Source organism: Micromonospora sp. CNZ280 (genome assembly GCF_011759515.1).
Genome location: NZ_JAAOYP010000003.1, coordinates 180,044 through 202,175, shown reverse-complemented (window position 1 = coordinate 202,175; position 22,132 = coordinate 180,044). Strand labels below are relative to the sequence as shown.

The window sequence follows — 22,132 nt, the reverse complement described above, 5'->3', positions numbered from 1 at the left end:
TCCTTCCGCCTACAGGGGCTGGTAGGGGTCGTGGCTCTCGTGGTCGTCGACACCATCGGCGTCGCGGGCGTCGGAGACGTCGCCTGCGCTGGCGCGCGGCTCGCGCGACAGCTCGAGAGGTGGCTGGTGCTCGATGGCGGAGTCGTCACGCGCGACAGGTCGCTCAGCCATGCATCGGCCCAGGGCTATGGATCATGGAGTCATGCTCGGGCGCGACGAGCGTCCTTCGCTATCCAGCGGATACGTCAATATTCACGACGCGCCGTCGAGGGAGTCCTCTTCTGCGAACACTCCGGCCTCCACCGCCTTGACCGCGAGCGCGGTCCGGGAGGTCACCTTCAGCTTGCGCATCGCCGCACGTAGCTGTTGATCCACCGTGGCCGGAGACTTGGCCAGGATCCGGCTGATCTCCCGGTTCGTCTTGCCGGCGACAACCAGTTGGACCACATCGAGCTCGCGAGGTGAGAGCTGGTCGCCGTACCCTCGTCGGCCGCCGCGCCACAGTCGCGGAACCTCGGCGCCGTGTTCGCGAAGCCGCTGTGCGACACGGTCCGCGTCGCCGCGGGCCCCGAGCCTGAACAGCTGCTCGTACTGCGCGGCCAACAGCTCCCGGCCCGGTTCGAACTGGCCGTGCGCGAGGATCGCCTCGGCTTGACGCTCGCGGGCGAGCATGGCGTCGTACGGGCGTGGCAACGCGCTCCAGGCGCGCGCCGCACGATCGTATGCCGTCGCCGCGCTGGCGTGGTCTCCGGCTGCGGCAAGCAGCAGGGCGCGGCACACGGTGAGCGCGGCGCGAGGCGCAGGCGCCGTCCGGCCACGTAGTCCTCTGGCGAACTGGTCGCCCAGGCGTGTCGCAGCCGTCAGGTCGCCTGCGGCAAGGTACGCCTCGACCCGGGCGGGGACGAGGTCCGTCGCCCAGACCCAGATGCCTTTTCTCCGGACGGTGTCCATCGGCTCGTTCGTGACCTGCAGCGCCCGGGCGCTGTTTCCGTCCGTCAGCCACAGTCTGGCCAGCGCAGCGGCGGCCTCCATCGTGTCATCGGCTGCGCCGAGACGGGCGGACTCCTCGAGGACGAGCCGGAACTGCTCCTCCGCAGCGCGCCGCCGTCCGGCTGCGGCTGCCAGCCGGGCCGCGAGGCGAATGCTGCCGAGGTAGTGCGCCGGCCGGTCCCGGTCGGCATCGGCGAGTGCCGCGCTTCGCTCCGCGAGACCCTCCCACCGGCCGGTGAGCCACGCCAGGTTGGCCTGTTCCAGTCGGACGTTGTGCTGCAACCGGGACGCCTGCTCGGCCTCGGCGAGGCGCATGGCCGCGGCGAGGTGCTTGTCCGCGTCGGCGTACCGACCCCAGATCAGTGCACCGGTCCCGACATTCGCGTGGATGCGGGCCACGTCGAGACGCTCCGCCGAGCTCGCACCGTCGGTGGGCAGGCCGGCGACGACGTCCCAGGCCTCCTCTGCGCCGAGCATGAGCAACGCCGCAGCTCGGTTGCCGGCCAGGTTCAGCCGCTCCGCGGGGGAATCGAATTCGGCGGCGAGCTCGGCGGCGCGATCCAGCCAACGCCGGTGGGTCGACGCCGGCCACGGTCCCGCATAGGCCCATCCGAGGTAGGTCATTGCCCGAGCCGCCTCGACCGGGTCATGGTCGAGGTTGGCCACCGCCTGCTCCAGCTCGCCGAGGGCGGCCTGCGCCTCACCCCCGGTGATCAGGAGCCGACCCAGGGGGTTTCGGATCTCGGCCTGCTGGCGGGCGGAGAGACCCGGGGTCTCCAGCACCGAGCGCAAGGTACGGATCACGCGGTGGTGGACCTCGTCGACCGGTTCGCGACGGCCCAGTGCGGCCACTCCGGCGATGCGCGCGACTCGTGCCCGATCCGACGGCGGCAACACGGCCCACGACAACAGATCGACCAGCAGGTCGACTGCCTTGGTGTGGTCACCCGAGGCCATGGCCAGCTCGGCACCCTGCTCGGCGTACCGCGCCCAGGACCGCGTCTCGCCCGCCTCCCGGAAGTGGTGGGCAAGGCGTGCGACAGGCGGCGGCTGGATGTCCTCCAAGGCGCGGCCGGCCAGCAGGTGGAAGTGTCTGCGGTCGGTCAACGGGATCGCTTCGTAGACAGCCGTGGCGGCCAGTACGTGCCGGAATCGCCACTGGCCGCGGTCGTCTCCGTCCAGGACGCCGGCGTCGGCCGCCTCCGCGACAGCGCCTCGACACGCAGTCGGTGACAGACCGGCGGTCATCGCGATCGTGGCCAGCGACGACCGTTCAGCCAACGTGGCCGCGGCGCGCAACGCCTGCTGCGCCGCCGGCGACAGACGGCCCACCCGCTCCCGGGTGGAGTCGCGCACCGTTGGCGGCACCTGTAGCTCGCGCAACCTCAGCCGGACCCACTGTCCGTCGCGGAAGACGAGGTCGGCACGGTCGCACATGAGGCGAACCGACTCCTCCAGCGCCAGAGGAACGCCACCGGTCCGCTCGTGCATGAACGCCGTGAACTCCTGCGATACCGGGTTGCCGTCCAGCATCGAGGACACCAGCGCTGCCGTGTCGTTGGGTCGCATCGGCGCCAGGGCAATCCTCAGCTGGGTCACGCCAGCGGGCAACCGGGACGTCAGCCGCAGCAACAGCGATCCGTCGTCCACCTCCTCCGGCCGGTAGGAGATCACCAGGCTTGGCCCGTCCGACTGCTGTCGGGAGGTGACGAACAGCAGGAACTCCAAGGTCACCTCGTCGGCCCAGTGGGCGTCCTCGAGCACGAGAACGTCGACACGCAGAGCCCGCAGCAGCTCGTCCAGGGCGCGGAACAGGCGATGCCGTGCCGCCTTCGCATCGTCCAAGGGCGGCAGTGCGGGCGGCAGGGCCGAGGACCATTCAGGGAACAGGGGTCGTAACGCACCCGCAAGCTCGGTGAGCCGTAGTCGCGACACCGGGCGGTCGATCCCGCGGAACGCGTCGACGATCGGCCCCAACGTCAGCGACTCGCGAAGCGGTGGGCACACAGAGACCAAGGCATGGCGCTGGTCCGGTGCGGCCAACCACTCTCGTAGCAGTCGGCTCTTCCCGATCCCCGCCTCGCCCTCTACCAGCACGATCGCCGGTGGCCGGGCCAAGGCGCCGCGAAGCGCCGTCATCTCCCGATCACGACCCACGAAATGCGGCGTAGAAACCGTCGGTGAAGTCCCGTCGTCCTCCGGCGAGGGGTCGAGCATGCTTGATGATCTCGCTTGTCGATGCTCGGGCACAAGTAGCATCGCGGCCACTCGCGTTGCGGGATCCTCAGCCGGTGGACGCCGGGGCCTTCGTCGAACTGCTGGTGCCGCTGGCCAGAGGCGCCGACTACACCGACGCGGTGGTGGCGCTGTGCGAGGCGCGCGACCTGCTCCGGCAGGGCAAGGTCGATCCGGCGGTTGTCTCAGCGCGCAGGGCCGTGGAGCAGGTCCGTGTCGCGTACGGAACGCAGAAGCTGTTCGGCGCGGCTGTGGAGAAGAAGCCACGTCAGCGGACCCTTGACGAGCGGTGGGCGTTCGTGGTCGAGGACTTGTTCTCGACGATGAGCGGCGCGGGCGACAAGGACGAGGTGGCGAAGGAGTTCGAGTACACCCGGGAGGACGCCGAGATGCTGATCGTCGCGACCGCCGGGATGCTCAAGCGGCTGTCCGTGGACAGCCACTCGGTATAGCTGGCCACGAATCACATGAAGGTGGCTCGCAATATCCGTTGCCATCCGAACGGCGCAGCGCTGACCTTGAATGAGCAAGGTCATCCCAACCAGCCCGAGGAGTTCCCCGTGTTGCAGTACGTCTCCACCGAATCTACGCGGTTCATGCCGCGCGGCGGTGTCGTGCTGCCCTCGATCGGGCGAGCCCACGACCTCTGCGCGAGCGAGCAGAACTGGAAGCCGGGGTGGCGGCGCGAATAGGATACGCATACGCGAAAGCCGTCCACCCCGCCAGGGATAGGGCGGCTTTTCGTATCTGAAACAACTCCATAGGGGCGTAGCTCAACTGGAAGGGCACCGGTCTCCAAAACCGAAGGTTGCAGGTTCGAATCCTGTCGCCCCTGCTTTCGTCCCGGCCGCGGCCGGCGACGTCGCAGATTCTCAACCCCACAGTGGGTGGCATAGGCAGAACCCGGCCGGCGCCTGCACGGGCCGGCCGGGGGCAACCCCTCTGGGGCGAGGGAGACGGCAACCCGCCTGCCTTGGGTGCCGGAGACACGGGGTTCGACTCCCCGGTCCCAGACTGGTAGCGCACGGGAGTGAAGGCCCCGAGGACTCCGTTCGAGTCGGGGAGATGGCACGTTGGGCTCGCGACGTGCTCGAAGCATGGGCGGATGAGCAGATCGTCTGTCAATGAGCTTTTCCGCGCAAGGGTTCGACCACCATCAGTGATCATGCGGTTCGGGCATGCTCGAAGTGCAGCAGAGCGCGTGCGGCTGCCGTGGTCTTGCCGATCCGCCAGGGGTTGAGGCTGACGTTGCGCAGCGCCTTGAATGTGGTCTTGAGCAGCGAGTTCCGCGTTCGCCGATGGTGCGAAGGCTGTTGTGGGCCGTGTTGGGCCAGGGCTCCCTGCCGATGCCCTGGGCCCAGGGCTGCTCCGCGCGCCGTCGGATGGCAAGCTCGTGTCTCATGATCGATGACTTCGCCAAGGACTATCTGAACGGCCAGCTCAGGTCGGTGCCTCAGGCGCTGATCTGGAAGCTTGGTGGGGACGCCGTGAGAAATCCGGATCTCGTGGAGGTTCGCCCGTGAGGGCGGTCATCGTCGCGGCCGCGGTCGCGTTCATCATCTCCCTGATCGGCACGCCGGTGGCGATTCGCGTCTTCACCGCGCTCAAGGCCGGCCAGCCGATCCGATCCATCGGGCTCGCCAGCAACCAGGGCAAGAAGGGCACGCCCACGATGGGCGGCGTTGTCTTCATCGTGGCGACCGTCTTCGCCTACGTCGCCGGACATATCGCCCTGACCACCCTGCCCGAGCGGCAGATCGCGCAGGAGGGGCCGACCATGACGGCCCTGGTGCTGCTCGGGCTGTTCGTCTTCTGCGGCGCGGTCGGCTTCTTCGACGACTTCCTCAAGGTGCGCTGGCGCAACTCCGATGGCCTGTCCGCCAAAGGCAAGCTCCTCGGCCAGGCGCTCGTCGGCGGCGGGTTCGGCATCGCCGCGCTCTACGTGCCGAGCACCGACGGACAGACCGTGGCCAGCGAACACATCTCGCTCATCCGCGACATCAGCTGGCTGAACGTCGGCAAGGTCGGCGCGGTCATGGTCATCGTCTTCGTGATCATGGCGATGTCGAACGGCGTGAACCTTACCGACGGCCTCGACGGCCTGGCCACCGGCGCGTCGATCCTGGTGCTCGGCGCGTACGCGCTGATCGGGTTCTGGCAGTACCGGCACTGGTGCGCCGACGACGCGTACGCTCGCGTGAACGACTATTGCTACCAGGTCCGGGATCCCCTGGAGATCGCCATGATCGCCGCGGCGGCGGCCGGCGCCTGCGTGGGCTTCCTGTGGTGGAACACGTCCCCGGCGCGGATCTTCATGGGTGACGTGGGCTCGCTCGGGCTCGGCGCCCTGATCGGCGGGCTCGCGGTGGCAACCCGCACGACGCTGCTTTTGATCATGATCGGCGGGCTCTTCGTCATCATCACGACGACCTGGGTGATCCAGATCGTCTCGTTCCGGACCACCGGTAGACGTGTCTTCCGGATGGTGCCGTTGCACCACCATTTCGAGTTGGCCGGATGGAGCGAGGTCAACATTGTGGTCCGGTTCTGGATCGTTGCCGGCGTCTGCGTGGCGGTCGGCCTGGGCCTGTTCTACTCGGAGTTCTTGGCGGTCGTTGGATAAGAGCCACGCGACCTCTTCGGCGGATCCGAAGGATCTAACCTCGATGATTCGCGCCTGACGTCTGCTCCCTCGGCCCGGTGGGGGTGATCGCCCTTGGTCGATGTGACCTGATTCCGGGCATGGTGGTGGGCCGTCTGTCGCGGCGGTGGGCGTGGTCTCCTGGGGTCCTCCGGGTTGTTGGGGCGGTGGCTGTGCTGGTCAGCCGGGGTCGGGGATGGCCGTGATCCTAGCCGGGTGGTGACGGCGGCTCTGGTGGGCGTCCGCGGGCGCGTGCTGTGTCGGCGATGGCGATCCCGGTGAGGACCGCGACGGCAGCGATGGCGGCCAGTAGCGGCGTCAGGAGGAGCATCGGCGGTGTCAGGGCGACCAACACGAGCAGCCCGATCACCCGGTCCCGGGACACGCGGCTGAACACCGCGTACTCGAAGAAGGAACGCCCGACCAGGAACAGCGCGGGCCCGCCAAGGATGACGGCGACCCAGGCCGGCCGTGTGTGCCCGAGTGGATGGGCGATGACGAGTTCGTCGCCCACCGCGGTCGCGACGATGCCGGCCATCATGAGCAGATGAGCGGTTAGCGCCGCCACGGCTAAGCGGTCTGGGTGGGGCGCCGCTGCGATCGCAGCCGGCAACAACTCTCCCGAGCGGTAGATGTAGATCCGGAAGAACAGCGTCGTGCCGACGAACGACACCACGAACGCCGCGGTCCGATCAGCCGCGAAGCCGCTGCCATCGAGGGTCAACGCGGTGACCAGGATCAACTCGCCGAGCGCGATGACGAAAAGCTGCCGGTACCGCTCGGCCAGATGCTCGGCCGCGATCGGGAATTCCGATTCGGGCGAGCGACCCAACCCCGGCGTGGGGAAGCGGAATCCGCGTGCTGTGTAGTCCACGGCCACCGCCAGCGTCCACAACGCCGCACGCGCCGCACCGTGCGCGAGCGCCCCCGCGATCCACGGCACCGCCGACACGCCAAACCAGAACAACACCCGTACGCTTCTGCTCTGCAGTTCATGGCCACGCAGAACGAGGACGAGGAAGATCTGGCGGCCGACATGGATGGCGACGTACATGCCTGCGAAGACCAGACCTCCCTCGCCGAACGCATCGGGCAGCGCGACCACCATCACCAAACTGCCGAGCATGGTCGCGGTCACCAGCAGCTGTATCGCCGGCCGATGCGGGTCGTAGAAGTCGGTTATCCACGCCGTGACGGACCAGACCCACCACATCGCCAACAGCAGCACCAGGGTCTGGAAAGCGCCGCTCCACCTGAGATCCTGGACCAGCCCGTGCGAGAGCTGGACGAGCGCGACGACGAACACCAGGTCGAAGTACAGCTCCAGGAAGCTTGCCCGCCGCGGCGCTTCGGGTCTTCGCAGCAGCATGCCACCGCTCGTCGTCATCAACCCGCCCGTTCTGCCGGCTTTGTCCCAGGCTTGAGGCATTCGTACCACACCACAGCGCCGGTGAAATCGGATATGCGGCCCTGGCCTGGAACCGGGCGGCCCCCGCTGCACGGGCGGCCTCGGTCCAGGCGGCCACTTTCCCTTCTACCCGCCACCGCCGGTCCGGATCAGCTCGTCGACCATGGCGCTGGCGTCGGGCCGGTGCTACAGGTGGCGGCGTGTCACCCAGGTTCCTGATCCCGATCCGTTACGCAGGTCCTGACCCGAACCGAGCGAGTCCAACTCAATGCCCATCTCCTCGATGCACTCACGCCTGGCCGCTTGCTCTGGGGTCTCCCGGGCTGGCTTGTATCCGCCTCCAGGCAGGCTCCATAGGGGTCGGTCGCCGTAGCTGTGATCGACGAGGAACACTCGGTCAGCGCGACCGGGTGAATGATCAGCGCTTTCACGCCGTAGGTGGTCGGTTTGACGATCCGCCAGTACACCCACGGTCGTGGCGCAGACGCACTGTCATGCCGGTGCTGGTCCGTCGGTATAGCGTGACCGTTCTGCCGCGTCCCGCGCGGCCACGCCAATATGCGCAGGAGCAGCCGCTGGGTCGCGACCAGTACCAGCGACCACGGCAACCCGGTCCACCACGACTTGCCGCAGTTCTGGTCCGCGCCGCCGGCCGCGGACCGCATCATCCGACAGTCCAGCGAACTCCCGGTCGCGACGATGTCTTCGGTCAGCTCATGACCTCGCCGACCGTACGGACTTCCATTCCGCGAACCTTGATCGCTCGCATGATCTTCGCGAAGTCGTCCCGATGGCACTCGGAGCTGTTCGCCGGTGTCGTCGTGACGACCCGGTGGAAGCAGAGGATGAGCCAGCCGCCAGCGTACTGGGCGCGGTCGAGCATGCCACCCCGGCCGATCAGAGTGTCCGGATTCGACATCCCCTTCTGGGTGGAGCTGATGCCGGTAAGGGAGCGCAGCCGCATCGGCATCGGCGGTGGGGTGCACTCCCGATTGTCCTCGGCGAGGATCGACCGGCCGGTGGAGAAGTAACGCTGCACGATCGCCTCGACGCTGTGGCCGTCGGTCGTCTGCCCGAACTGGCCGCCCGGATAGGCGAACGAGTCGCTGTTGAAGCTGTTCTCCCTCATCCAGCTGCGCAGCGCGCCGGCGTCCCTGTCGACCACCTCGGCACTCACCCCGCTGTAGCGGGCGGCATGCACGGCGCCTTCATAGGAGTGCCCGGCCACCTCCCACCCGGACAGGTTCTGCGCCGCCCGCAGCTGGTCCGTCGTGAATCTGCCGTCCGTGTTGATCTGGTCGGCGATCGTGTACGTGGTTCCGCGAAAGTCGTATTTGTCCATCACCGGACGGCCGTTGATGAAGACGTCCTGCCACGAGTCGTCGAAGGTGATCGATACCAGCCCGTTGGAATAGGTGGAGTTGGTGTCCGGGACGATCTCGACCGCCTGGAGCCAGACGGTGCAGGGACCCGTGCCGGTGTCGATCACCGAGAACCGCATGTCGGTGAAACCGGCCCGGACGGAGGGCACTCGGGCCGCATCAAGCTTGTACGCCCCCTCGGAACCGCTGAGGTCACCCCACTGCAGGGTGACCGCCACCCACTCGCCAGACTGCACCCAGTTCTGCTTGTTCGAGTGCGTGTGCACCCGCCACCGGAAGGCGTTGGCCAGGCCGGACGTACCGACGTAGAAGTTGATCCAGCGCAGCCTGTTCACGTCGGACACCTTGAAGATCAGGCGGATGGCCTTACCGTTCAGGTTCACCGCCGGGCCGCCCAGCCGCTCCAGGTTGGCCTGGTCGGCTTTGGCCCCGTCCGCGCCGGCCTTCCCGGCGGTGATCAGCGAGACGGACTGCGTGCCGCGTACGAATTCGGCGGTGTTGTCGACGATGACCTTTCCGACGTTGCCGCCGGCGGCGGTCCACCCATGACCCTTCTGGAAGTTCTGCGACCAGGATGCCGGAGTCAATGCCGCAACGGCGGCGGGAGCGCCGAGCAGCACGGGGCGGGCCGATCCGCTGTTGAAGATCCTGGTACCCAGGATGGTCGCACCGGCCCCGGCCACCATCACACCAGCTCCCACCGCACTCGCCTTGAGCAGGGATCGCCGCGACGGGGCTCGGTGGGACCTGGGCCGCAGTGGGTCAGTCATGGCCGTCACCTTAGAGGTCCTAGTGCTGCCTGCCGCCGTGGTCCCGTACCGGGTCTGAGGACCTGGATGATAGATCGGTCTCAGGAGCTGAGTGACACTGCGCGTCGAGCTGTCGCACCGGTCGTGGAGACAATCGGCTGTGGACGTAGATCGGTTCTGGCAGATCGTGGAAGGAGCACGGGATGCAGCCGGTCCGGCGGCGGACCGGGCAAGGCCGGACTCTGGGCCGAGTGGGGTGGCTGAGGCGCTGGTGGTGGAGCTGACATGCTTACCGCTGCCGGAGATCGTCGCGTTCGACCAGATGCTCAGTTACCTGTGCGGTCTGGCCGACACAGGGGACATCGCCGCAGCGTGCTGGGTCATCGAGCACGGGTTTCTCTCCGACGACCGGTTCGCGGACTTCAGGGCAGGACTCATCGGCCTCGGCCGAAGCGTGTTCGAGGCCGTCATCGCCGGACCCGACACGCTCGCTGGGCACCCGGCAGTGCAAGAAATCAGCGCATCACACGGTCATGGCCTCTGGGTCGGCGACGAGACGCTGCTGTTCGCGGCGCAGGAGGCGTATGAGCAGCGCACTGGTGACCCCGACGCCTTCTTGGACGCTGCCGACGCTACCGAGGTGAGCACGGCTCGATCGCCCGGCGTCCCGAATCCTGGAGACGATCGCCGGGACCTTCGCAATGTGGACGAGTGGCGAAGGCGGCTGCCCAAACTCGCCGCGCTGTTCCTCACCCAGCGGTTCACACAGGGGTAGTCCCGAGGCGCTGCGCCCCCGCCGCGCTCGAGGATATCGAGCTGTTCCTGCACCGTCGACGTGCGCGCTGGCGTGGACGCCTGTGGCGACTTGTCCGCCCGCGGACTTGGTTCTGGCGCCGCTAGACGCGGGACTGTGGGCAACCGAGGAGTAGAAGTCAGCTGCGCGCTCATGCCGCTGATCACGCGCCCGGTCAGCGTTCGCTCGTGCCGATGAGTGCGCGTGCCGACTGGGTGCTTTTGCTCGTACCAGACGGTGTAGGCGGTGGCGCCCGGGCTGCTAACGTTCGGCGCCATGTGGACCGAGGAGATGGTGGCGGGGCGGCCGGCCTGGCGGCACATCGCATCCGGCGTGGTCTTTCGGAAGGTGCCGGGCGGGACCTTCCGCATGGGTCTGTCCGAGGCGGAACTGGCGGCGGTACGCGCGATTGAGCGCAGTGGAGGAGCCGAGGACACTCTTGAGCCGTTCTTCGCCGGTGCTGGGGACGCCCAGCCGGTGCGCGAGGTGCGAGTCGACCCGTTCCTGATCGCCCGGCACCCGTTGACGGTCGCGCAGGTCCAGCACTGGTTGCCCGAGTATCGGGACGACTACGCCGATGCGGACTCCGGCACGGCCCGGCTCGAGGATGACCTGGACGATCTGCTCGAGGCGCTGCCGTTCCGGCTGCCCAGCGAGGCCGAGTGGGAGTATGCAGCCCGAGCCGGCACCACCACCTTGACTTTCCGCGGCGATGGGAAACCTGGCGAGGACCAACTGCTCGACGACTTCGGCGATGAGCAGCGAACAGCAGCCGGGGAGAACGCGTTCGGGTTGGCCGCGATGGGCTCGGCGAACGAAATCTGCGCCGACGTGTGGGTTCCCGGGTTCGTGGGTGCGCCGGCGGATGCCCGCCCACGCACCGGTGATGGTCCCAGGGTGGTACGTGGCGGTGCAGCGGACCTCTACCCGTGGCAGGGCTGTGACGAGTGGCTGCTGCTGCTCGCCGCCACCCGGTATGAACACGCTCAGTTCACCGCGGTCCGCCCGGTCGCACCACTGCCACCCCGCAATTAGCCAGAGCCGTCGAACGAGCAGGATGAACCGCACCGTCCGCTCATGCCGCTCAGCAAGCGCCGTGGGGGAGCGGCCTGGTCAACGCGGCTCTGTGGCACCACAGCCGCCCACTACGCCGTCAACGTCCTGCGCAGGCCGTGGACGGCGGCGGGATGATGCCGAACCAGGCTCCGGTGGCGGCCATCGAGGCGACGATGTACGCCACCCACCACCCGAGCAGCGCCCACACACCCTGGGCGACGGCGCAGCCCAGGCAGGGCAGGGCATGAGGAGCAGGATAAGAAGATAGGCCAGGCGGCCGTACGAGAGGCTGTTCTCCTTCGGCAGCCTCCGGGCCTTGCCCAACGGAATGAGTCTGACTGCGTACGGACGACGGTGCAGCGTGAAACTGGCCGGCCAGAGCCGCCCGTACCCGGCCACGTCGACCACGCTGACGCCGGACCCGTGCCGGACCGTGGCCTGACGCGGCCTGGTCAGCTCGCGCAAGCACGGTTCCCAGCATCCCGCCCGGGAACCCACGAGGAGGGAGGCCCCGCTCCTTCATGCCATCGCGCAGCAACTGGAGCCCGACATCGGCTGCGCGGGCGGCTCGGCTCACTCGGCGATGACGACGGTGTATTCGACCGTGGCGCCGCTCTGTTCGCACATGTGCTTGCCGACCTCGACGAAGCCCAGCGACCGGGTCAGGCGCAGACTGCGCTCGTTCCACGACTGCACCACCGCGCGCAGCCGGTGAATGCCGGTCGTGGACCGATAGTGGTCCAACACAGCGGAGGCGAAGCGCACCCCGTTGCCCTGCCCGACCATGGCCGGATTCATGCCCATGCCGACGTCGAGCACCCCGTCCTCCGGTTCCAGGCCGGGCACCATCGCCTCAGCCCCCGAGCAGCAGAACCCGACTAGCGGACCGCCGTCGACACCCGCGACCGCAAGGTAGGCCGCGTTGTCACTCATCAACCCGTCTTCCGGCCGCGAGTCGTAGACCCGCCACGGGCCGTCATACCTCCATTGGGCGATTTGTACCGCGTCCTCGGTCGTGAGCGGACGGACAAGAAGCTGCGCAGGCCATACCGCGGTCATCGGAGCATTCTCACCGATCCGAAGCTGCCCTGGGATGACGGCATCAGCGCTCATCGACACACCGTGATCGTTACTTCACAACAACACCAGCTTCGCTGGCGAGGCGGCCGCCGGTGCAGCTTGACACCCGTAGAAGCGATCGGAAATGGGATCTGTGCGCGGTCTGTCGGTGTGCCCGACGGTGCCCGACGCGATGAGGCTGCGTCATCACCGCCGGTCGGCCAGCATGACGGGGTGCCTGAGCTTGTGTGGGACGCCGTCAAGAACTTCTTCGACCCGAACCTGATGGGTGCGTTGCCAGACGTTCGTGTCGAAGATGCTTCGGTGGAGGGCTGGCAGGCGGTGTTCGACCTGGTCGATGACCGAGGTCGCACCGATCCCGCTGGTCGGAAAGAACGGTCCGACGCCGCTGCTGGACGTCTTCGCCGGACGCGACCAGATCGTCGTCTTCAAGCATTGTGGCACCTCGGGAAGCCGTTCGAAGATCAGTGCGAGGGCTGCACCGCCACCATCTGGGACTTCCAGAACGCGGCCTACCTCGAGGCGCGTGGCATCGCCTTCGCCGTCTTCGGCGAAGGGCCGTACGAGGAGATGGCGCCGTTCCGGGAATTCATGGGCTACACCCATCCGTGGTACTCCACCGATGGCATCGAAGATCCCGCCTACGCCGGCGGCGGCATCATCGCCTGCTTCCTGCGCCAGGGCGACCGCATCTTCCTCATGTACGAGACGACCGGCCGCGGCGTCGAGTCAATCATGGGATCGCTCAAGCTGCTCGACATGACCGTCTACGGCCGGCAGGAGGTCTGGGAGGACTCTCCCGAGGGCTGGCCGCCGGACCTGACGTACACCGGGTGGCGCAAGGACGGCCGCCCCGTGGCCCAGTGGACGCGGCCGGGGGGTGACGCCCGTCGGCGCCGAGCACCAGCAGCACTGCCACTGAAACGGGCAACCCGACGGCGACGGTGCCACGGACGCAAGCTCCGGCCATGCGCGGAACGATCAAGCGCGCTGATCGGGAACCGTCGGGGGCGCGCCCTGGTAGAACGAGGAGCCTTCCAGCACGCGCTACACCCACGTTGGCAGGTAGCGAGCCCGTCACCGTTATCGGAGTTGCACCGTTGTTTTCAGTCCCGATTCTGTCCGCCAGGATCTTTCAGCGGAAGGGTTCACCGTCGGTGGTCGCCGGAGGGTTTCGACCGGGGTCAGGTCGATGCCTGCTTCTCGGAGCGTCTGGAGGTTGCGGGGGAAGCGGGGCGCCTGCTCAACGCCGCCGTGGCGTACGGGACGACCATGACGGGGGACGGGTCCGCCGAGAGGCAGGCACTCGATGTGCGGCCGGCGAACCCGTTGAGCCCTCGAAGGGGTCGGGGGATAGGCGAGCGTGGCATCCCTCGACGTTGGCATGTTCAGTTCTCAAGGTAGGGGTAGTCGGTGTACCCGGCGTTCGTGCCGCCATAGATGAGCTCGGGGCGCAGCGCGTTGAGGTCGGCCCGCTCGGCGAGGCGACGCGGGAGGTCGGGGTTTGCGATGAACGGCTTTCCGAATGCGACGGCGTCGGCCCATCCGTGACCGAGGACCCGCTCGGCCTTCTCGGTGGTGTACTTGCCTGCGACGATGATCACGCCGTGGAAGGCCGCGCGCAGCTTGATGCGGAATTCGTCATCCAACTCCGGGCCGTCGGCCCAGTCCGGCTCGCACAGGTGCAGGTAGCCGATTTCGCGTCGGTTGAGTTCGGCGGCGATGTGCAGGCCCATCTCGCGGCCGTCGGCATCGTCGAGCCCACCGAACTTGATCATCGGCGAGATCCGCATGCCGACGTGCGCGGGATCCCATTCGTCGATCACGGCGTCGACGACCTCGAGCGGAAACCTGGCGCGGTTCTGCAGGGATCCCCCGTAACTGTCGGTGCGGAAGTTGCTGCTGGTCGACATGAACTGCTGGAGCAGGTAGCCGTTCGCACCGTGGATCTCGATCATGTCGAAACCTGCCTGGCGGGCGTTGCGGGTCGCGCGGCGGTAGTCGTCGATGATGCGCGGCAGCTCTTCGGCGTCGAGGGCGCGCGGGGTGGGGCACTCGACGCTGGTCAGGTTGCCGTCGGGGCCTGCGATGGTCGTGGTGCCGTCGAACGGGATCGCGCTGGCCGAGACGCCGGGGGCGCCTCCCTGCAGTGTCGGGTGGGTGATACGTCCGACGTGCCAGAGTTGGGCGGCGATCTTGCCGTCGACCGCATGGACGGCGTCGGTGACCGAGCGCCAGGCGTCAACCTGCGCGGGCGAGTAGATGCCGGGAGTGGCGTGGTACCCCTTTCCCTCGGGACTGATCTGCGTTCCCTCGGTGACAATGAAACCGGCGCTGGCGCGCTGTACGTAGTACTCGCGCGTCAGGTCGGTGACTAGGTCACCGGGCTGGCCCGCGCGCATGCGGGTCATCGGCGCCATGAAGACCCGGTTCCTGGTCTCGAAGGCGGGCATCTTGAGGGATTCGTGAAGTGCGGACATGACAATTCCTCCCGGTTGGCAAATGCCAACGATTTGGTGATACATGCGCCTGCGGGCATGACCAGAGGGCCGCGGCGGTGATGGTGTGACCTATGGGAGCGAGAGGACGGAAAACAGGCTCCCCAGGGTGATTCGGGTTAACCGCTTTCGCTCAGGAGATACCGTGAGCGGTGAGGAGCGTCTCGACCGTCAGGACGGTGCTGGGTGGATACTCGCCGGTCAGTAGTGCGTAATCCGCGGCGCCGGTGTGCAGCACGGTGAGCTGCTCGGCCAGCACTTCCGGGTCCGTTGCCCCGGCCAGCGAGGCCTGCCGCCGGATGTACGTTCCCAGTTGGCTCTTGTGAAACCCTGCTTTCCGGACCGCCGGATGTGCGGGGTCACGGAACTCGGTGGCGATGTTGACGAAGAAGCACCCGGAAAAATCTGGCTGACTGCAGTAGGCGCGTTGTGCTTCGAACACACCGAGTATGCGCTCGCGCGGACTCGCTGCATCATTCTCGTCAGGAAAGTCTCGAACGGCCATCTCGTCACACCGGTCGAGCACTTCGATCAAGAGTTCGTCCTTCGACCCGAAGTGTCGGTAGAGAGTCTTTTTCGACATGCCGAGTTCACCGGTCAGGCGGTCCACCCCGACGGCATGGAATCCCTCACGGTGGAAGAGCCTGGTCGCTGTGTCGATGACGCGCTCGCGGGTCTCCTCTGGCGGCATGACCCCACACTACCACAGGAGGAAACCGATCTGTTTCCTCCTGCGTTGGGAGCGAGTGCAGCCGGTAGGCATCCAGGGCCGAGGGCGGTTGGTGGAGGCAAATAAGCCCGGTTCGCGGTTCTTTGCCCGGGTCGTGCACTTCGTTGGTGTGGAGCGGGATCGTACAAATCACGGCTGATCGACTGATCAAGGGGGAGACGCCAGATGACGACCGACATCACCCTCGGGGCAGGAATCGGGGGTGGTCCGCCATCGCCGAGCCGTCGGCTCGCCCGCAGTTCGATGAGGTGGCGGACGGCTGTCAGATGTTCCGCGAGATCTGCGGGGCCTGCGGGATAGACGGCCTGCTGTATCTCCGAGACGGTGGCGGAAACCGCCGCCCCAACGTGGCCGAGCTGCGTACTCGCCGTGCGGGAGAGCTCCGGTACATCGATACCATCCGCACGTGCCGTTCAAGGGCTCGTAGCAGGCCGAGCTGGGCGTCGTACCACACTTCGAAGAGGGCGAGGTCCCAGACCGCGGCCGCCTCCGGTGGGCGGCGAGCCGGGCTTGCCTGGCGCAACCCGTGTACATCCCGACAATGGTCTGCCCTGACGGGTCCGCGTCGAGGGGCCAAGGCACTGTGCCGCGGAACTCCTCCCCGTCGACCCTGATCATGATTGGTTCGTCCCGACGGGACACCGATGTTCGGGCGTCAACGCCGACGTACGGGCCGGGATCCGCCTCGCCGAAACTCAAACGAGCATGGGCAGCAGCAGGTTAACGTCGTGGTTATCGCGCGGTGAGCCGTATTTTGATCGCTACCGGACCCGTCCAGGGTCGCCGCCTCCGGCGAAGCCTCAGTTCCCGCACGCAATGTACTGCACATCGCGACGCTGACCGCCGGAGATCCGCCGGCAGGAAGGCTGGTGCGGCAATGAAAGGACAAGCCTCATGAGCACCACCAGTCAGGAGATCAAGAATGTCGTGCTGGTGCACGGCGCGTTCGCTGACGGTTCCGGATGGCGCGGCGTGTATGACACGCTGACCGCCCGCGGCTACCGGGTCACGATCGTGCAGAACCCGCTCACCTCGCTGGAAGACGACGTCGCGGCGACCACGCGCGTGCTCGACCTGCAGGACGGCCCGGCGATTCTCGTCGCCCACTCCTGGGGCGGCACGGTCATCACAGACGCGGGAGTTCACCCGAACGTCGCCGGCCTGGTCTACGTGTCGGCGCTGGCACCCGACGCGGGCGAGACCACCGCCCAGCAGTACGAGGGATTCGCCGCGACGCCCGACTTCGTCATCGACGTCGTCGAGGACGGATACGGCTTCCTCAACCACGACAAGTTCAAGGCCGGCTTCGCGGCGGACGCCAGCGACGCCGACGCCGCGTTCCTTCGCGACACGCAGGTGCCGATCAACATGTCGGCCTTCGAGACGCCGGTGAAGAACGCAGCCTGGCGCGACAAGCCGAGCTGGGCCGTCATCGCGACCGAGGACAAGGCGTTCGACCAAGCCATGCTGCAGCACATGGCCAAGCGCATCGGCGCGCAGATCACCAACGTCTCGGCCAGCCACGCCGTGTACGTGACCCAGTCCGGCGTCGTGGCCGACGTCATCATCACCGCTGCGCAGAACGCCGGCAGCGCCGGCTGACACGCCAACGACCCGCTGCGGGGCCACCTGGGCCGGCCCGGGACCACACCTGACCTACAACCCGCAGACACAAACGTCGCGGGCGAGTGTTGACGTTGCCCGCTCGCAGCCGTCTTTATCGGCGCCAGCGCGATCAAGCTGCTCAGCCGAGAAGAAGCAGTTGCAGTGCAAATCGGGCGTTGTGCTCCCGGCGCCCGGGCCAAGAGCCGGCGGTCTCCACCTGATGGAGTGGACGGGCCGTCGATCTTCCGACGCCCGTTCACGGCTGGTCGCCGGTTCGGCCGCCGTCATCACCGAGCAGCAGTGATACGCCGTGGACCGGCATGTCGGGTCGGGGGCCTGGCGGTGCGCGGTACTCGTCACCTGCTGTATTCGCCCCGACCTGGCTCGAAATCTCCTGATGGCCGATCTCGAACTGTGGCCGGTGGCCTCGCGCATGGCACCCTGCGGCAGGGTCACGTCGACCCGGCCGGGGTAGGACAGCAGCGGCTCCAGCCACGCCGGACCGACCTCGGCCGGGTAGCCGGTGACGACGGGGTGGCGGTGTAGCCGTCACCGACCCGCAACCACCGCGGGGTCACCTCGACCGACGCCGGGGCGACCGCCCCGGCCAGCCCCGCCGGCGCCGGGTACGCATGAGTCGGCCTGCTCAGGAGGCGGCCAGGTCGAGGGACAGCGTCGCTACGGCCAGCGCCAGGAACCCGTTCGCCAGGCCGAACTGGAGGCTGTAGTCGCTGACCCGCAGGTGGGTGTAGACGGCGCAGACGAAATAAAGGACGAGACCGATCGCGGCGGCGGTGCCGATCAGCGGCACGCCGAGTACTCCGAGTAGCAGACCGATTGCGCCGGCGGCCTTCGGGATGCCGATCGGGAAGACCAGCCACGACTCCGGAACGCCGGCGGTGGCAAGCGCCGGACGAAGCGTCCGCATGACCGGCTCGAAGCGGGTCATGGCGGCGACGCCGGAGAACGTGTTGGCGGCGACCGTCACGAGGGCGACGACGAGGTAGGTGGTTTCCATGAGGTGACTCCGGTTAGTAGGCGATGGCGATCGACTGACCGACGGTTTCGGGCCGGTCGAGGGCGCCGAGCATGAACTGGACCGCGTCGGAGCCGCGACCGCCTGTTCGAGGACGTGTCGGCCGACGCCCCCCGTTGCGGCGAAGATGGTGAGTTTCATCGGTGCGCTTCCTCGTTCTGGAACGCGACGACGTGGTCCGCGACCCACTCGGCGTACGTGCGTGCCGGTCGCCCGAGGACCTTCTCCACCTGACCGGTCGGGGGAAACTGCGGCGCGGTGGCGTACGTGGCGTAGCGCGCCATCAACGCCGCCACGAATGGCTCCGAAAAGCCGTGGGCGATCATCCGTTGGGTGACGGTCTGCGGCGCGAGTTCCTCGTACCGCAGCGGTCTGCCGAGGACCTCACCGATGGTGGTCACCATCTCCTTGTGGGTGAGGGACTGCGGGCCGGTCAACTCCAGCCGCTGGCCCACCAGTTCGTCGGTGAGCAGAGCGCGGCCGGCGACAGCGGCGATGTCCTCCTCGTGGATCGGCGTTTCCTCGAAGTCCGCGTACGCGTAGCGCACGACGTCTCCGGCGCGGACCTGTGCGCCGAACATGCCGATCGTGTTGGCGGCGAAGGCGCTGACCCGCAGGCTGGTCCACTCCAGACCGCTTTCCACCGCGGCGTACTCGGCTTCCTTGTTACGGTCGCCGCGGTAGCGGGACGGCTGCTCCGCCAGATCGTCGTCCACGTTCATCGCCGACAGCGCCACCACCCGCCGCACGCCGCGTTCCCTGGCCAACGCCACCAGCTCGAAGGCGGCGTCCGCCGCCGCTCGCGGGTGCAGGAACAGCGCGGTGACACCGTCCAGGAAGCCGGCCATCGCGGCCGGCTGGGACGGGTCCCCCACGACCACGTCGACGCCGGCGGGCAAAACCGCGGCCCTCGCGTCGCGGGTCACGGCGCGGACCGGCGCGCCCGTGGTGTGCAGCAAATCGACCAGCGGCCGGCCGACTGTGCCGGTGGCTCCGGTAATCAAGATCATGACGAGCCCTCCAGATAGTTCGTCTCCCGGATAGTACGGAGACCGTAACACGTCATACGAGGCTCGTATTATATGGAGCGCGTCACAATGGGTGGGCTGCGAGACCGTGCTCGGCTGTCGGGCTTCACGGTGTTGACCGGACCAGCCCTACCCGACGGGAGGTGACTGGCTCGCCGCCCGGTCCGCGTCATGGCGACGGCGCGGCCGGGCGTCCGCGCGTACGGCGACCTGCCGTTTCGGGTACTCTGCGGCGTAGATAGTACGAAGGCCGAAACAAGTCAGGGGTTGAAGGACGTCGAGATGACCTCCACGAACGCTGAGGACGCGGACGCCAGGCGACGCCGGCGGCGGTCCAGCTCAGCCATCAAGGAGTCGCTCCGCGAACTGAGCGTCCAACTGTCCCTGTTCAACCACCAGCTGAGCGCGCGTGTCGACCTGCGCGACACCGACCTCGACTGCCTCGACCTCATCAAGCGCCACGGTCCGCTCAGCCCTACCGCGTTGGCGCGGCGAGCCGGGCTGCACGCCGCCACCATGACCGGGATCCTGGACCGACTGGAGAAGGGCGGCTGGATCGTCCGCGAACGTGACCCGGTCGACCGGCGCGCCGTCGTCCTGCGCGCCCGGCGGGAACGCAACCCGGAACTGTTCCGCCTCTACTCGGGCATGAACACGTCGATGGACAAGCTCCTGACCGATTACACGGTCGACGAGCTCGACGCGATCGCCGATTTTCTGCGGCGCACCGCCGATGCCGGGCGAGCCGCGACCGACGAGCTGGCCACCCGGTAGGAGCGCCGGGGCGCCCCACGGACGTGGTCACCCCGGACCACAGCGGGTCGTCCAGGCTCGGGTGTCTTCACCAGCACGAGGAGATCCGCTTTCCGCTCCGGTCCGTACCCTCGCCTGACGGTGCGGGTGCGCCTCTGTCCCGGTGCGGTCCCGCGATTCGCCCGACCCGGCGGGGATCAGCCGGGTCGGCGCGACGTGGGTCCTCGGCGTCCACTGCTCCCCGTTGAGGCGGCGGACGATCAGGGATGCGCCGAATGGAGGTGGCGATGGCGTTCGCGGCGTCGTGGAAGCCGTTGGTGAAGTCGAAGGCCAACGCGATGATCGCGGCGCCGGATCGGTGCCGGCCGAGGTGGCCGGGACGCTGCTGCGGCGGGCCCACAGCGCGGCGGCGAGTTGGGAACGCGCCGAGTTGTGGGTGCAGACGAAACGACCGGGGCACGGTTCGGGCCGGAGCGGGCAGCAGGTCGTTGAGCATCTCGGGCACCAGCCGCACGTAGGTGCGACGTCGGTCGCCCTCTGACCGGTTGCGGACCACCAGGCCGCAGTCCTGGAGCATCTTCAGGTGGTGCGCCATCAGGTTGGTCGGCATGTCCAGTGAACATCCGGGTGTGATGTGGTCGAGTCGAATGGACATGATCGTCGCGTGCGTGATTGCATCATTGCGTGCTGATATCACAGGCGCCTGATGTGATCCGGTTGCTGGCGGATCCGCTGCGCGCGCAGATCGTCGCGCTGCTCGCCGACGGACCCGCCTGCACCTGCCACCTGGTGGAGGACACCGGCGCCAAGCAGCCCAACATCTCCAACCACCTCCGACAGCTGCGGGAGGCCGGCCTGGTGGTCGCCGAACCCCGCGGCCGGTTCACCTACTACCGCCTGGTGCCCGAGGCGCTCGAAGCCGCCGCCGGCCACCTGACCGACATGGCGCGCCACGCTCGCGCCCGTTCCGACGCCCGCAGGGAGTGCTGATGACCAACATCGACCAGCGTTCACAAGGGACGCAGGTGGTCGTCGCCCGCCTGTCCCGCCTCGATCAGTTCCTCCCGATCTGGATCGGCCTGGCGATGGTGGCCGGTCTGCTGCTCGGGCGGCTGATTCCCGGCCTGAACAGCGCCCTGGACGCCGTCAAGATCGGTGGCATCTCCCTGCCGATCGCCCTCGGCCTGCTGATCATGATGTACCCGGTGCTGGCCAAGGTCCGCTACGACCGGCTCGATACGGTCACCGGTGACCGGCGCCTGCTGTTCTCCTCGCTCATGCTGAACTGGATCGTCGGGCCGGCGGTGATGTTCGCCCTGGCCTGGATCTTCCTCGCCGACCAGCCCGAGTACCGCACCGGTCTGATCATCGTCGGGCTGGCCCGATGCATCGCCATGGTCATCATCTGGAACGACCTCGCCTGCGGCGACCGCGAGGCCGCAGCCGTCCTGGTCGCCCTCAACTCGGTGTTCCAGGTCCTCGCCTTCGGCCTGCTCGGCTGGTTCTACCTGACCCTTCTGCCGCAGTGGCTCGACCTGCCCGGCGCCGAGTTGACCGTCTCCGGCTGGGACATCGCCGTCAACGTGCTGATCTTCCTCGGCATCCCGCTGCTCGCCGGATTCCTGACCCGCCGGCTCGGGGAGCGCGCCAAGGGCCGCGGCTGGTACGAGGGACGCTTCCTGCCGAAAATCGGCCCGGTCGCCCTCTACGGGCTGCTGTTCACCATCGTCATCCTCTTCGCCCTGCAGGGCGAGGCCATCACCTCCCGCCCCTGGGACGTGGCGCTGATCGCCGTGCCGCTGCTCGCCTACTTCGCGATCATGTGGGCCGGCTCCTACGCCCTCGGCCGGGCGATCGGCCTGAACTACCAGCGCACCACCACCCTGGCGTTCACCGCCGCCGGCAACAACTTCGAGCTCGCCATCGCCGTTGCCATCGGCACGTTCGGGGTAACCAGCGGTCAGGCCCTCGCCGGCGTGGTCGGCCCGCTGATCGAGGTTCCGGTCCTGGTGGCGCTGGTCTACGTCAGCCTCGGCCTGCGCCGCCGCCTCTTCCCAGAGATCAGCGCGCCGTCGGCGATCCGATGACCTGCCTGGACTGCGGCGCCGCCGGCGTCGTCGGGATCTGCACCACCTGCAACGCCGCCTA

General features: G+C 67.8%; 22 protein-coding genes, 2 tRNA genes and 2 pseudogenes. 13 read left to right on the top strand and 13 right to left on the bottom strand.

Features of this window, described 5'->3' with window-relative positions:
• Positions 1-9: 9 nt before the first annotated feature.
• Together FHX32_RS22590 and FHX32_RS22585 are read right to left on the bottom strand one after the other, a co-directional pair.
• On the bottom strand, positions 10-171 hold the full coding sequence (locus FHX32_RS22590; protein ID WP_167186837.1) for a hypothetical protein: 162 nt from the start codon (positions 169-171) through the stop codon (positions 10-12).
• A gap of 81 nt (positions 172-252) precedes the next feature.
• Positions 253-3,207, bottom strand: a complete 2,955-nt coding sequence (locus tag FHX32_RS22585) for a LuxR family transcriptional regulator (protein ID WP_167186834.1) — start codon at positions 3,205-3,207, stop codon at positions 253-255.
• Between the two features lie 74 nt (positions 3,208-3,281).
• Here FHX32_RS22585 and FHX32_RS22580 point away from each other — a divergent pair, with 74 nt between their 5' ends.
• The 4 genes from FHX32_RS22580 to FHX32_RS22565 all read left to right on the top strand — a co-directional run bounded on the left by FHX32_RS22580 (position 3,282) and on the right by FHX32_RS22565 (position 4,239).
• Positions 3,282-3,677, top strand: a complete 396-nt coding sequence (locus FHX32_RS22580; protein ID WP_167186831.1) for a hypothetical protein — start codon at positions 3,282-3,284, stop codon at positions 3,675-3,677.
• 15 nt (positions 3,678-3,692) lie between these two features.
• Complete coding sequence (locus FHX32_RS22575; RefSeq protein WP_167186415.1) at positions 3,693-3,917, top strand: hypothetical protein; 225 nt, start codon at positions 3,693-3,695, stop codon at positions 3,915-3,917.
• Between the two features lie 70 nt (positions 3,918-3,987).
• Positions 3,988-4,060 (top strand) — tRNA-Trp (locus FHX32_RS22570).
• A 107-nt stretch (positions 4,061-4,167) separates the two neighbouring features.
• Positions 4,168-4,239 (top strand) — tRNA-Pro (locus FHX32_RS22565).
• A 149-nt stretch (positions 4,240-4,388) separates the two neighbouring features.
• On the opposite strand, the pseudogene FHX32_RS22560 reads toward FHX32_RS22565, so the two are convergent.
• Positions 4,389-4,511, bottom strand: a pseudogene (locus tag FHX32_RS22560) (IS5/IS1182 family transposase); the annotation flags it as partial.
• Between the two features lie 114 nt (positions 4,512-4,625).
• Between FHX32_RS22560 and FHX32_RS35355 the strand changes: the two are divergent.
• Complete coding sequence (locus FHX32_RS35355; protein WP_486481270.1) at positions 4,626-4,748, top strand: hypothetical protein; 123 nt, start codon at positions 4,626-4,628, stop codon at positions 4,746-4,748.
• Positions 4,745-5,848, top strand: a complete 1,104-nt coding sequence (gene mraY / locus FHX32_RS22555) for a phospho-N-acetylmuramoyl-pentapeptide-transferase (protein ID WP_167186827.1) — start codon at positions 4,745-4,747, stop codon at positions 5,846-5,848. Before FHX32_RS35355 ends, mraY begins: the two co-directional genes overlap by 4 nt.
• Positions 5,849-6,074: 226 nt before the next feature.
• Here mraY and FHX32_RS22550 read toward each other — a convergent pair whose 3' ends face one another.
• From FHX32_RS22550 to FHX32_RS22540, 3 genes are all read right to left on the bottom strand, one after another.
• Positions 6,075-7,235: a low temperature requirement protein A gene (locus FHX32_RS22550; protein ID WP_486481269.1), complete on the bottom strand. Its 1,161-nt coding sequence runs from the start codon at positions 7,233-7,235 to the stop codon at positions 6,075-6,077.
• A 225-nt stretch (positions 7,236-7,460) separates the two neighbouring features.
• A complete protein-coding gene (locus FHX32_RS22545; RefSeq protein ID WP_208419153.1) occupies positions 7,461-7,667 on the bottom strand; it encodes an NUDIX domain-containing protein in 207 nt (68 codons plus the stop codon).
• 316 nt (positions 7,668-7,983) lie between these two features.
• Positions 7,984-9,342 (bottom strand): polysaccharide deacetylase family protein, encoded by a 1,359-nt coding sequence (locus FHX32_RS22540; protein ID WP_167186819.1) that lies wholly within the window; start codon positions 9,340-9,342, stop codon positions 7,984-7,986.
• Positions 9,343-9,517: 175 nt separating this feature from the next.
• Between FHX32_RS22540 and FHX32_RS22535 the strand changes: the two genes are divergently transcribed.
• Entirely contained in the window at positions 9,518-10,180 is a 663-nt protein-coding gene (locus FHX32_RS22535) for a DUF4240 domain-containing protein (RefSeq protein WP_167186817.1), read from the top strand.
• Positions 10,181-10,474: 294 nt separating this feature from the next.
• A complete protein-coding gene (locus tag FHX32_RS22530; protein WP_167186813.1) occupies positions 10,475-11,233 on the top strand; it encodes an SUMF1/EgtB/PvdO family nonheme iron enzyme in 759 nt (252 codons plus the stop codon).
• Positions 11,234-11,827: 594 nt separating this feature from the next.
• Here FHX32_RS22530 and FHX32_RS22525 read toward each other — a convergent pair.
• Complete coding sequence (locus FHX32_RS22525) at positions 11,828-12,367, bottom strand: GNAT family N-acetyltransferase (RefSeq protein ID WP_167186810.1); 540 nt, start codon at positions 12,365-12,367, stop codon at positions 11,828-11,830.
• Between the two features lie 402 nt (positions 12,368-12,769).
• Here FHX32_RS22525 and FHX32_RS22520 point away from each other — a divergent pair, with 402 nt between their 5' ends.
• A complete protein-coding gene (locus FHX32_RS22520; RefSeq protein ID WP_486481339.1) occupies positions 12,770-13,738 on the top strand; it encodes a DUF899 family protein in 969 nt (322 codons plus the stop codon).
• Here the strand turns inward: FHX32_RS22520 and FHX32_RS22515 are convergent.
• Positions 13,723-14,814: an alkene reductase gene (locus FHX32_RS22515; protein ID WP_167186804.1), complete on the bottom strand. Its 1,092-nt coding sequence runs from the start codon at positions 14,812-14,814 to the stop codon at positions 13,723-13,725. The two genes, FHX32_RS22520 and FHX32_RS22515, sit on opposite strands and share 16 nt — an antisense overlap.
• Positions 14,815-14,965: 151 nt before the next feature.
• On the bottom strand, positions 14,966-15,523 hold the full coding sequence (locus tag FHX32_RS22510; protein ID WP_167186801.1) for a TetR/AcrR family transcriptional regulator: 558 nt from the start codon (positions 15,521-15,523) through the stop codon (positions 14,966-14,968).
• Positions 15,524-16,456: 933 nt separating this feature from the next.
• On the opposite strand from FHX32_RS22510, the gene FHX32_RS22505 reads away from it, so the two are divergent.
• On the top strand, positions 16,457-17,164 hold the full coding sequence (locus tag FHX32_RS22505; protein ID WP_167186798.1) for an alpha/beta hydrolase: 708 nt from the start codon (positions 16,457-16,459) through the stop codon (positions 17,162-17,164).
• 459 nt (positions 17,165-17,623) lie between these two features.
• Here FHX32_RS22505 and FHX32_RS35350 read toward each other — a convergent pair.
• The 3 genes and pseudogenes from FHX32_RS35350 to FHX32_RS22490 all read right to left on the bottom strand — a co-directional run.
• Positions 17,624-17,817: pseudogene (locus FHX32_RS35350) on the bottom strand (conjugal transfer protein TraC); the annotation flags it as partial.
• Positions 17,814-18,185, bottom strand: coding sequence for a DoxX family protein (locus FHX32_RS22495; protein WP_167186795.1), 372 nt, complete (start codon positions 18,183-18,185; stop codon positions 17,814-17,816). The gene FHX32_RS22495 and the pseudogene FHX32_RS35350, both read right to left, overlap by 4 nt.
• Before the next feature lie 155 nt (positions 18,186-18,340).
• The gene (locus FHX32_RS22490) at positions 18,341-19,213 is read right to left on the bottom strand and encodes an NAD(P)H-binding protein (protein WP_167186791.1); all 873 of its coding nucleotides are present in this window, start codon (positions 19,211-19,213) and stop codon (positions 18,341-18,343) included.
• Between the two features lie 300 nt (positions 19,214-19,513).
• On the opposite strand from FHX32_RS22490, the gene FHX32_RS22485 reads away from it, so the two are divergent.
• Positions 19,514-20,005: a MarR family transcriptional regulator gene (locus FHX32_RS22485; protein WP_167186788.1), complete on the top strand. Its 492-nt coding sequence runs from the start codon at positions 19,514-19,516 to the stop codon at positions 20,003-20,005.
• A gap of 67 nt (positions 20,006-20,072) precedes the next feature.
• Here FHX32_RS22485 and FHX32_RS35345 read toward each other — a convergent pair whose 3' ends face one another.
• Positions 20,073-20,594, bottom strand: a complete 522-nt coding sequence (locus FHX32_RS35345) for a helix-turn-helix domain-containing protein (RefSeq protein WP_486481268.1) — start codon at positions 20,592-20,594, stop codon at positions 20,073-20,075.
• 74 nt (positions 20,595-20,668) lie between these two features.
• On the opposite strand from FHX32_RS35345, the gene FHX32_RS22475 reads away from it, so the two are divergent.
• Both FHX32_RS22475 and arsB read left to right on the top strand, forming a co-directional pair.
• Positions 20,669-20,974: a metalloregulator ArsR/SmtB family transcription factor gene (locus tag FHX32_RS22475; RefSeq protein ID WP_167186785.1), complete on the top strand. Its 306-nt coding sequence runs from the start codon at positions 20,669-20,671 to the stop codon at positions 20,972-20,974.
• Positions 20,974-22,071 carry an ACR3 family arsenite efflux transporter gene (gene arsB / locus FHX32_RS22470; protein WP_167186781.1) on the top strand — a complete coding sequence of 366 codons (1,098 nt, stop codon included), beginning with the start codon at positions 20,974-20,976 and terminating at the stop codon, positions 22,069-22,071. The genes FHX32_RS22475 and arsB overlap by 1 nt, the downstream gene beginning before the upstream one ends.
• The last annotated feature ends 61 nt before the right edge of the window (positions 22,072-22,132 follow it).

Bases quoted from the DNA above. Each gene is read 5' to 3' on its own strand.
- FHX32_RS22590 (WP_167186837.1), bottom strand. From the start codon at position 171: ATGGCTGAGCGACCTGTCGCGCGTGACGACTCCGCCATCGAGCACCAG.
- FHX32_RS22585 (WP_167186834.1), bottom strand. From the start codon at position 3,207: ATGCTCGACCCCTCGCCGGAGGACGACGGGACTTCACCGACGGTTTCT.
- FHX32_RS22575 (WP_167186415.1), top strand. From the start codon at position 3,693: ATGAAGGTGGCTCGCAATATCCGTTGCCATCCGAACGGCGCAGCGCTG.
- FHX32_RS35355 (WP_486481270.1), top strand. From the start codon at position 4,626: ATGATCGATGACTTCGCCAAGGACTATCTGAACGGCCAGCTCAGGTCG.
- FHX32_RS22550 (WP_486481269.1), bottom strand. From the start codon at position 7,235: ATGCTGCTGCGAAGACCCGAAGCGCCGCGGCGGGCAAGCTTCCTGGAG.
- FHX32_RS22540 (WP_167186819.1), bottom strand. From the start codon at position 9,342: ATGGTGGCCGGGGCCGGTGCGACCATCCTGGGTACCAGGATCTTCAAC.
- FHX32_RS22530 (WP_167186813.1), top strand. From the start codon at position 10,475: ATGTGGACCGAGGAGATGGTGGCGGGGCGGCCGGCCTGGCGGCACATC.
- FHX32_RS22525 (WP_167186810.1), bottom strand. From the start codon at position 12,367: ATGAGCGCTGATGCCGTCATCCCAGGGCAGCTTCGGATCGGTGAGAAT.
- FHX32_RS22515 (WP_167186804.1), bottom strand. From the start codon at position 14,814: ATGTCCGCACTTCACGAATCCCTCAAGATGCCCGCCTTCGAGACCAGG.
- FHX32_RS22510 (WP_167186801.1), bottom strand. From the start codon at position 15,523: ATGCCGCCAGAGGAGACCCGCGAGCGCGTCATCGACACAGCGACCAGG.
- FHX32_RS22505 (WP_167186798.1), top strand. From the start codon at position 16,457: ATGAGCACCACCAGTCAGGAGATCAAGAATGTCGTGCTGGTGCACGGC.
- FHX32_RS22495 (WP_167186795.1), bottom strand. From the start codon at position 18,185: ATGGAAACCACCTACCTCGTCGTCGCCCTCGTGACGGTCGCCGCCAAC.
- FHX32_RS22490 (WP_167186791.1), bottom strand. From the start codon at position 19,213: ATGATCTTGATTACCGGAGCCACCGGCACAGTCGGCCGGCCGCTGGTC.
- FHX32_RS22485 (WP_167186788.1), top strand. From the start codon at position 19,514: ATGACCTCCACGAACGCTGAGGACGCGGACGCCAGGCGACGCCGGCGG.
- FHX32_RS35345 (WP_486481268.1), bottom strand. From the start codon at position 20,594: ATGCCGACCAACCTGATGGCGCACCACCTGAAGATGCTCCAGGACTGC.
- arsB (WP_167186781.1), top strand. From the start codon at position 20,974: ATGACCAACATCGACCAGCGTTCACAAGGGACGCAGGTGGTCGTCGCC.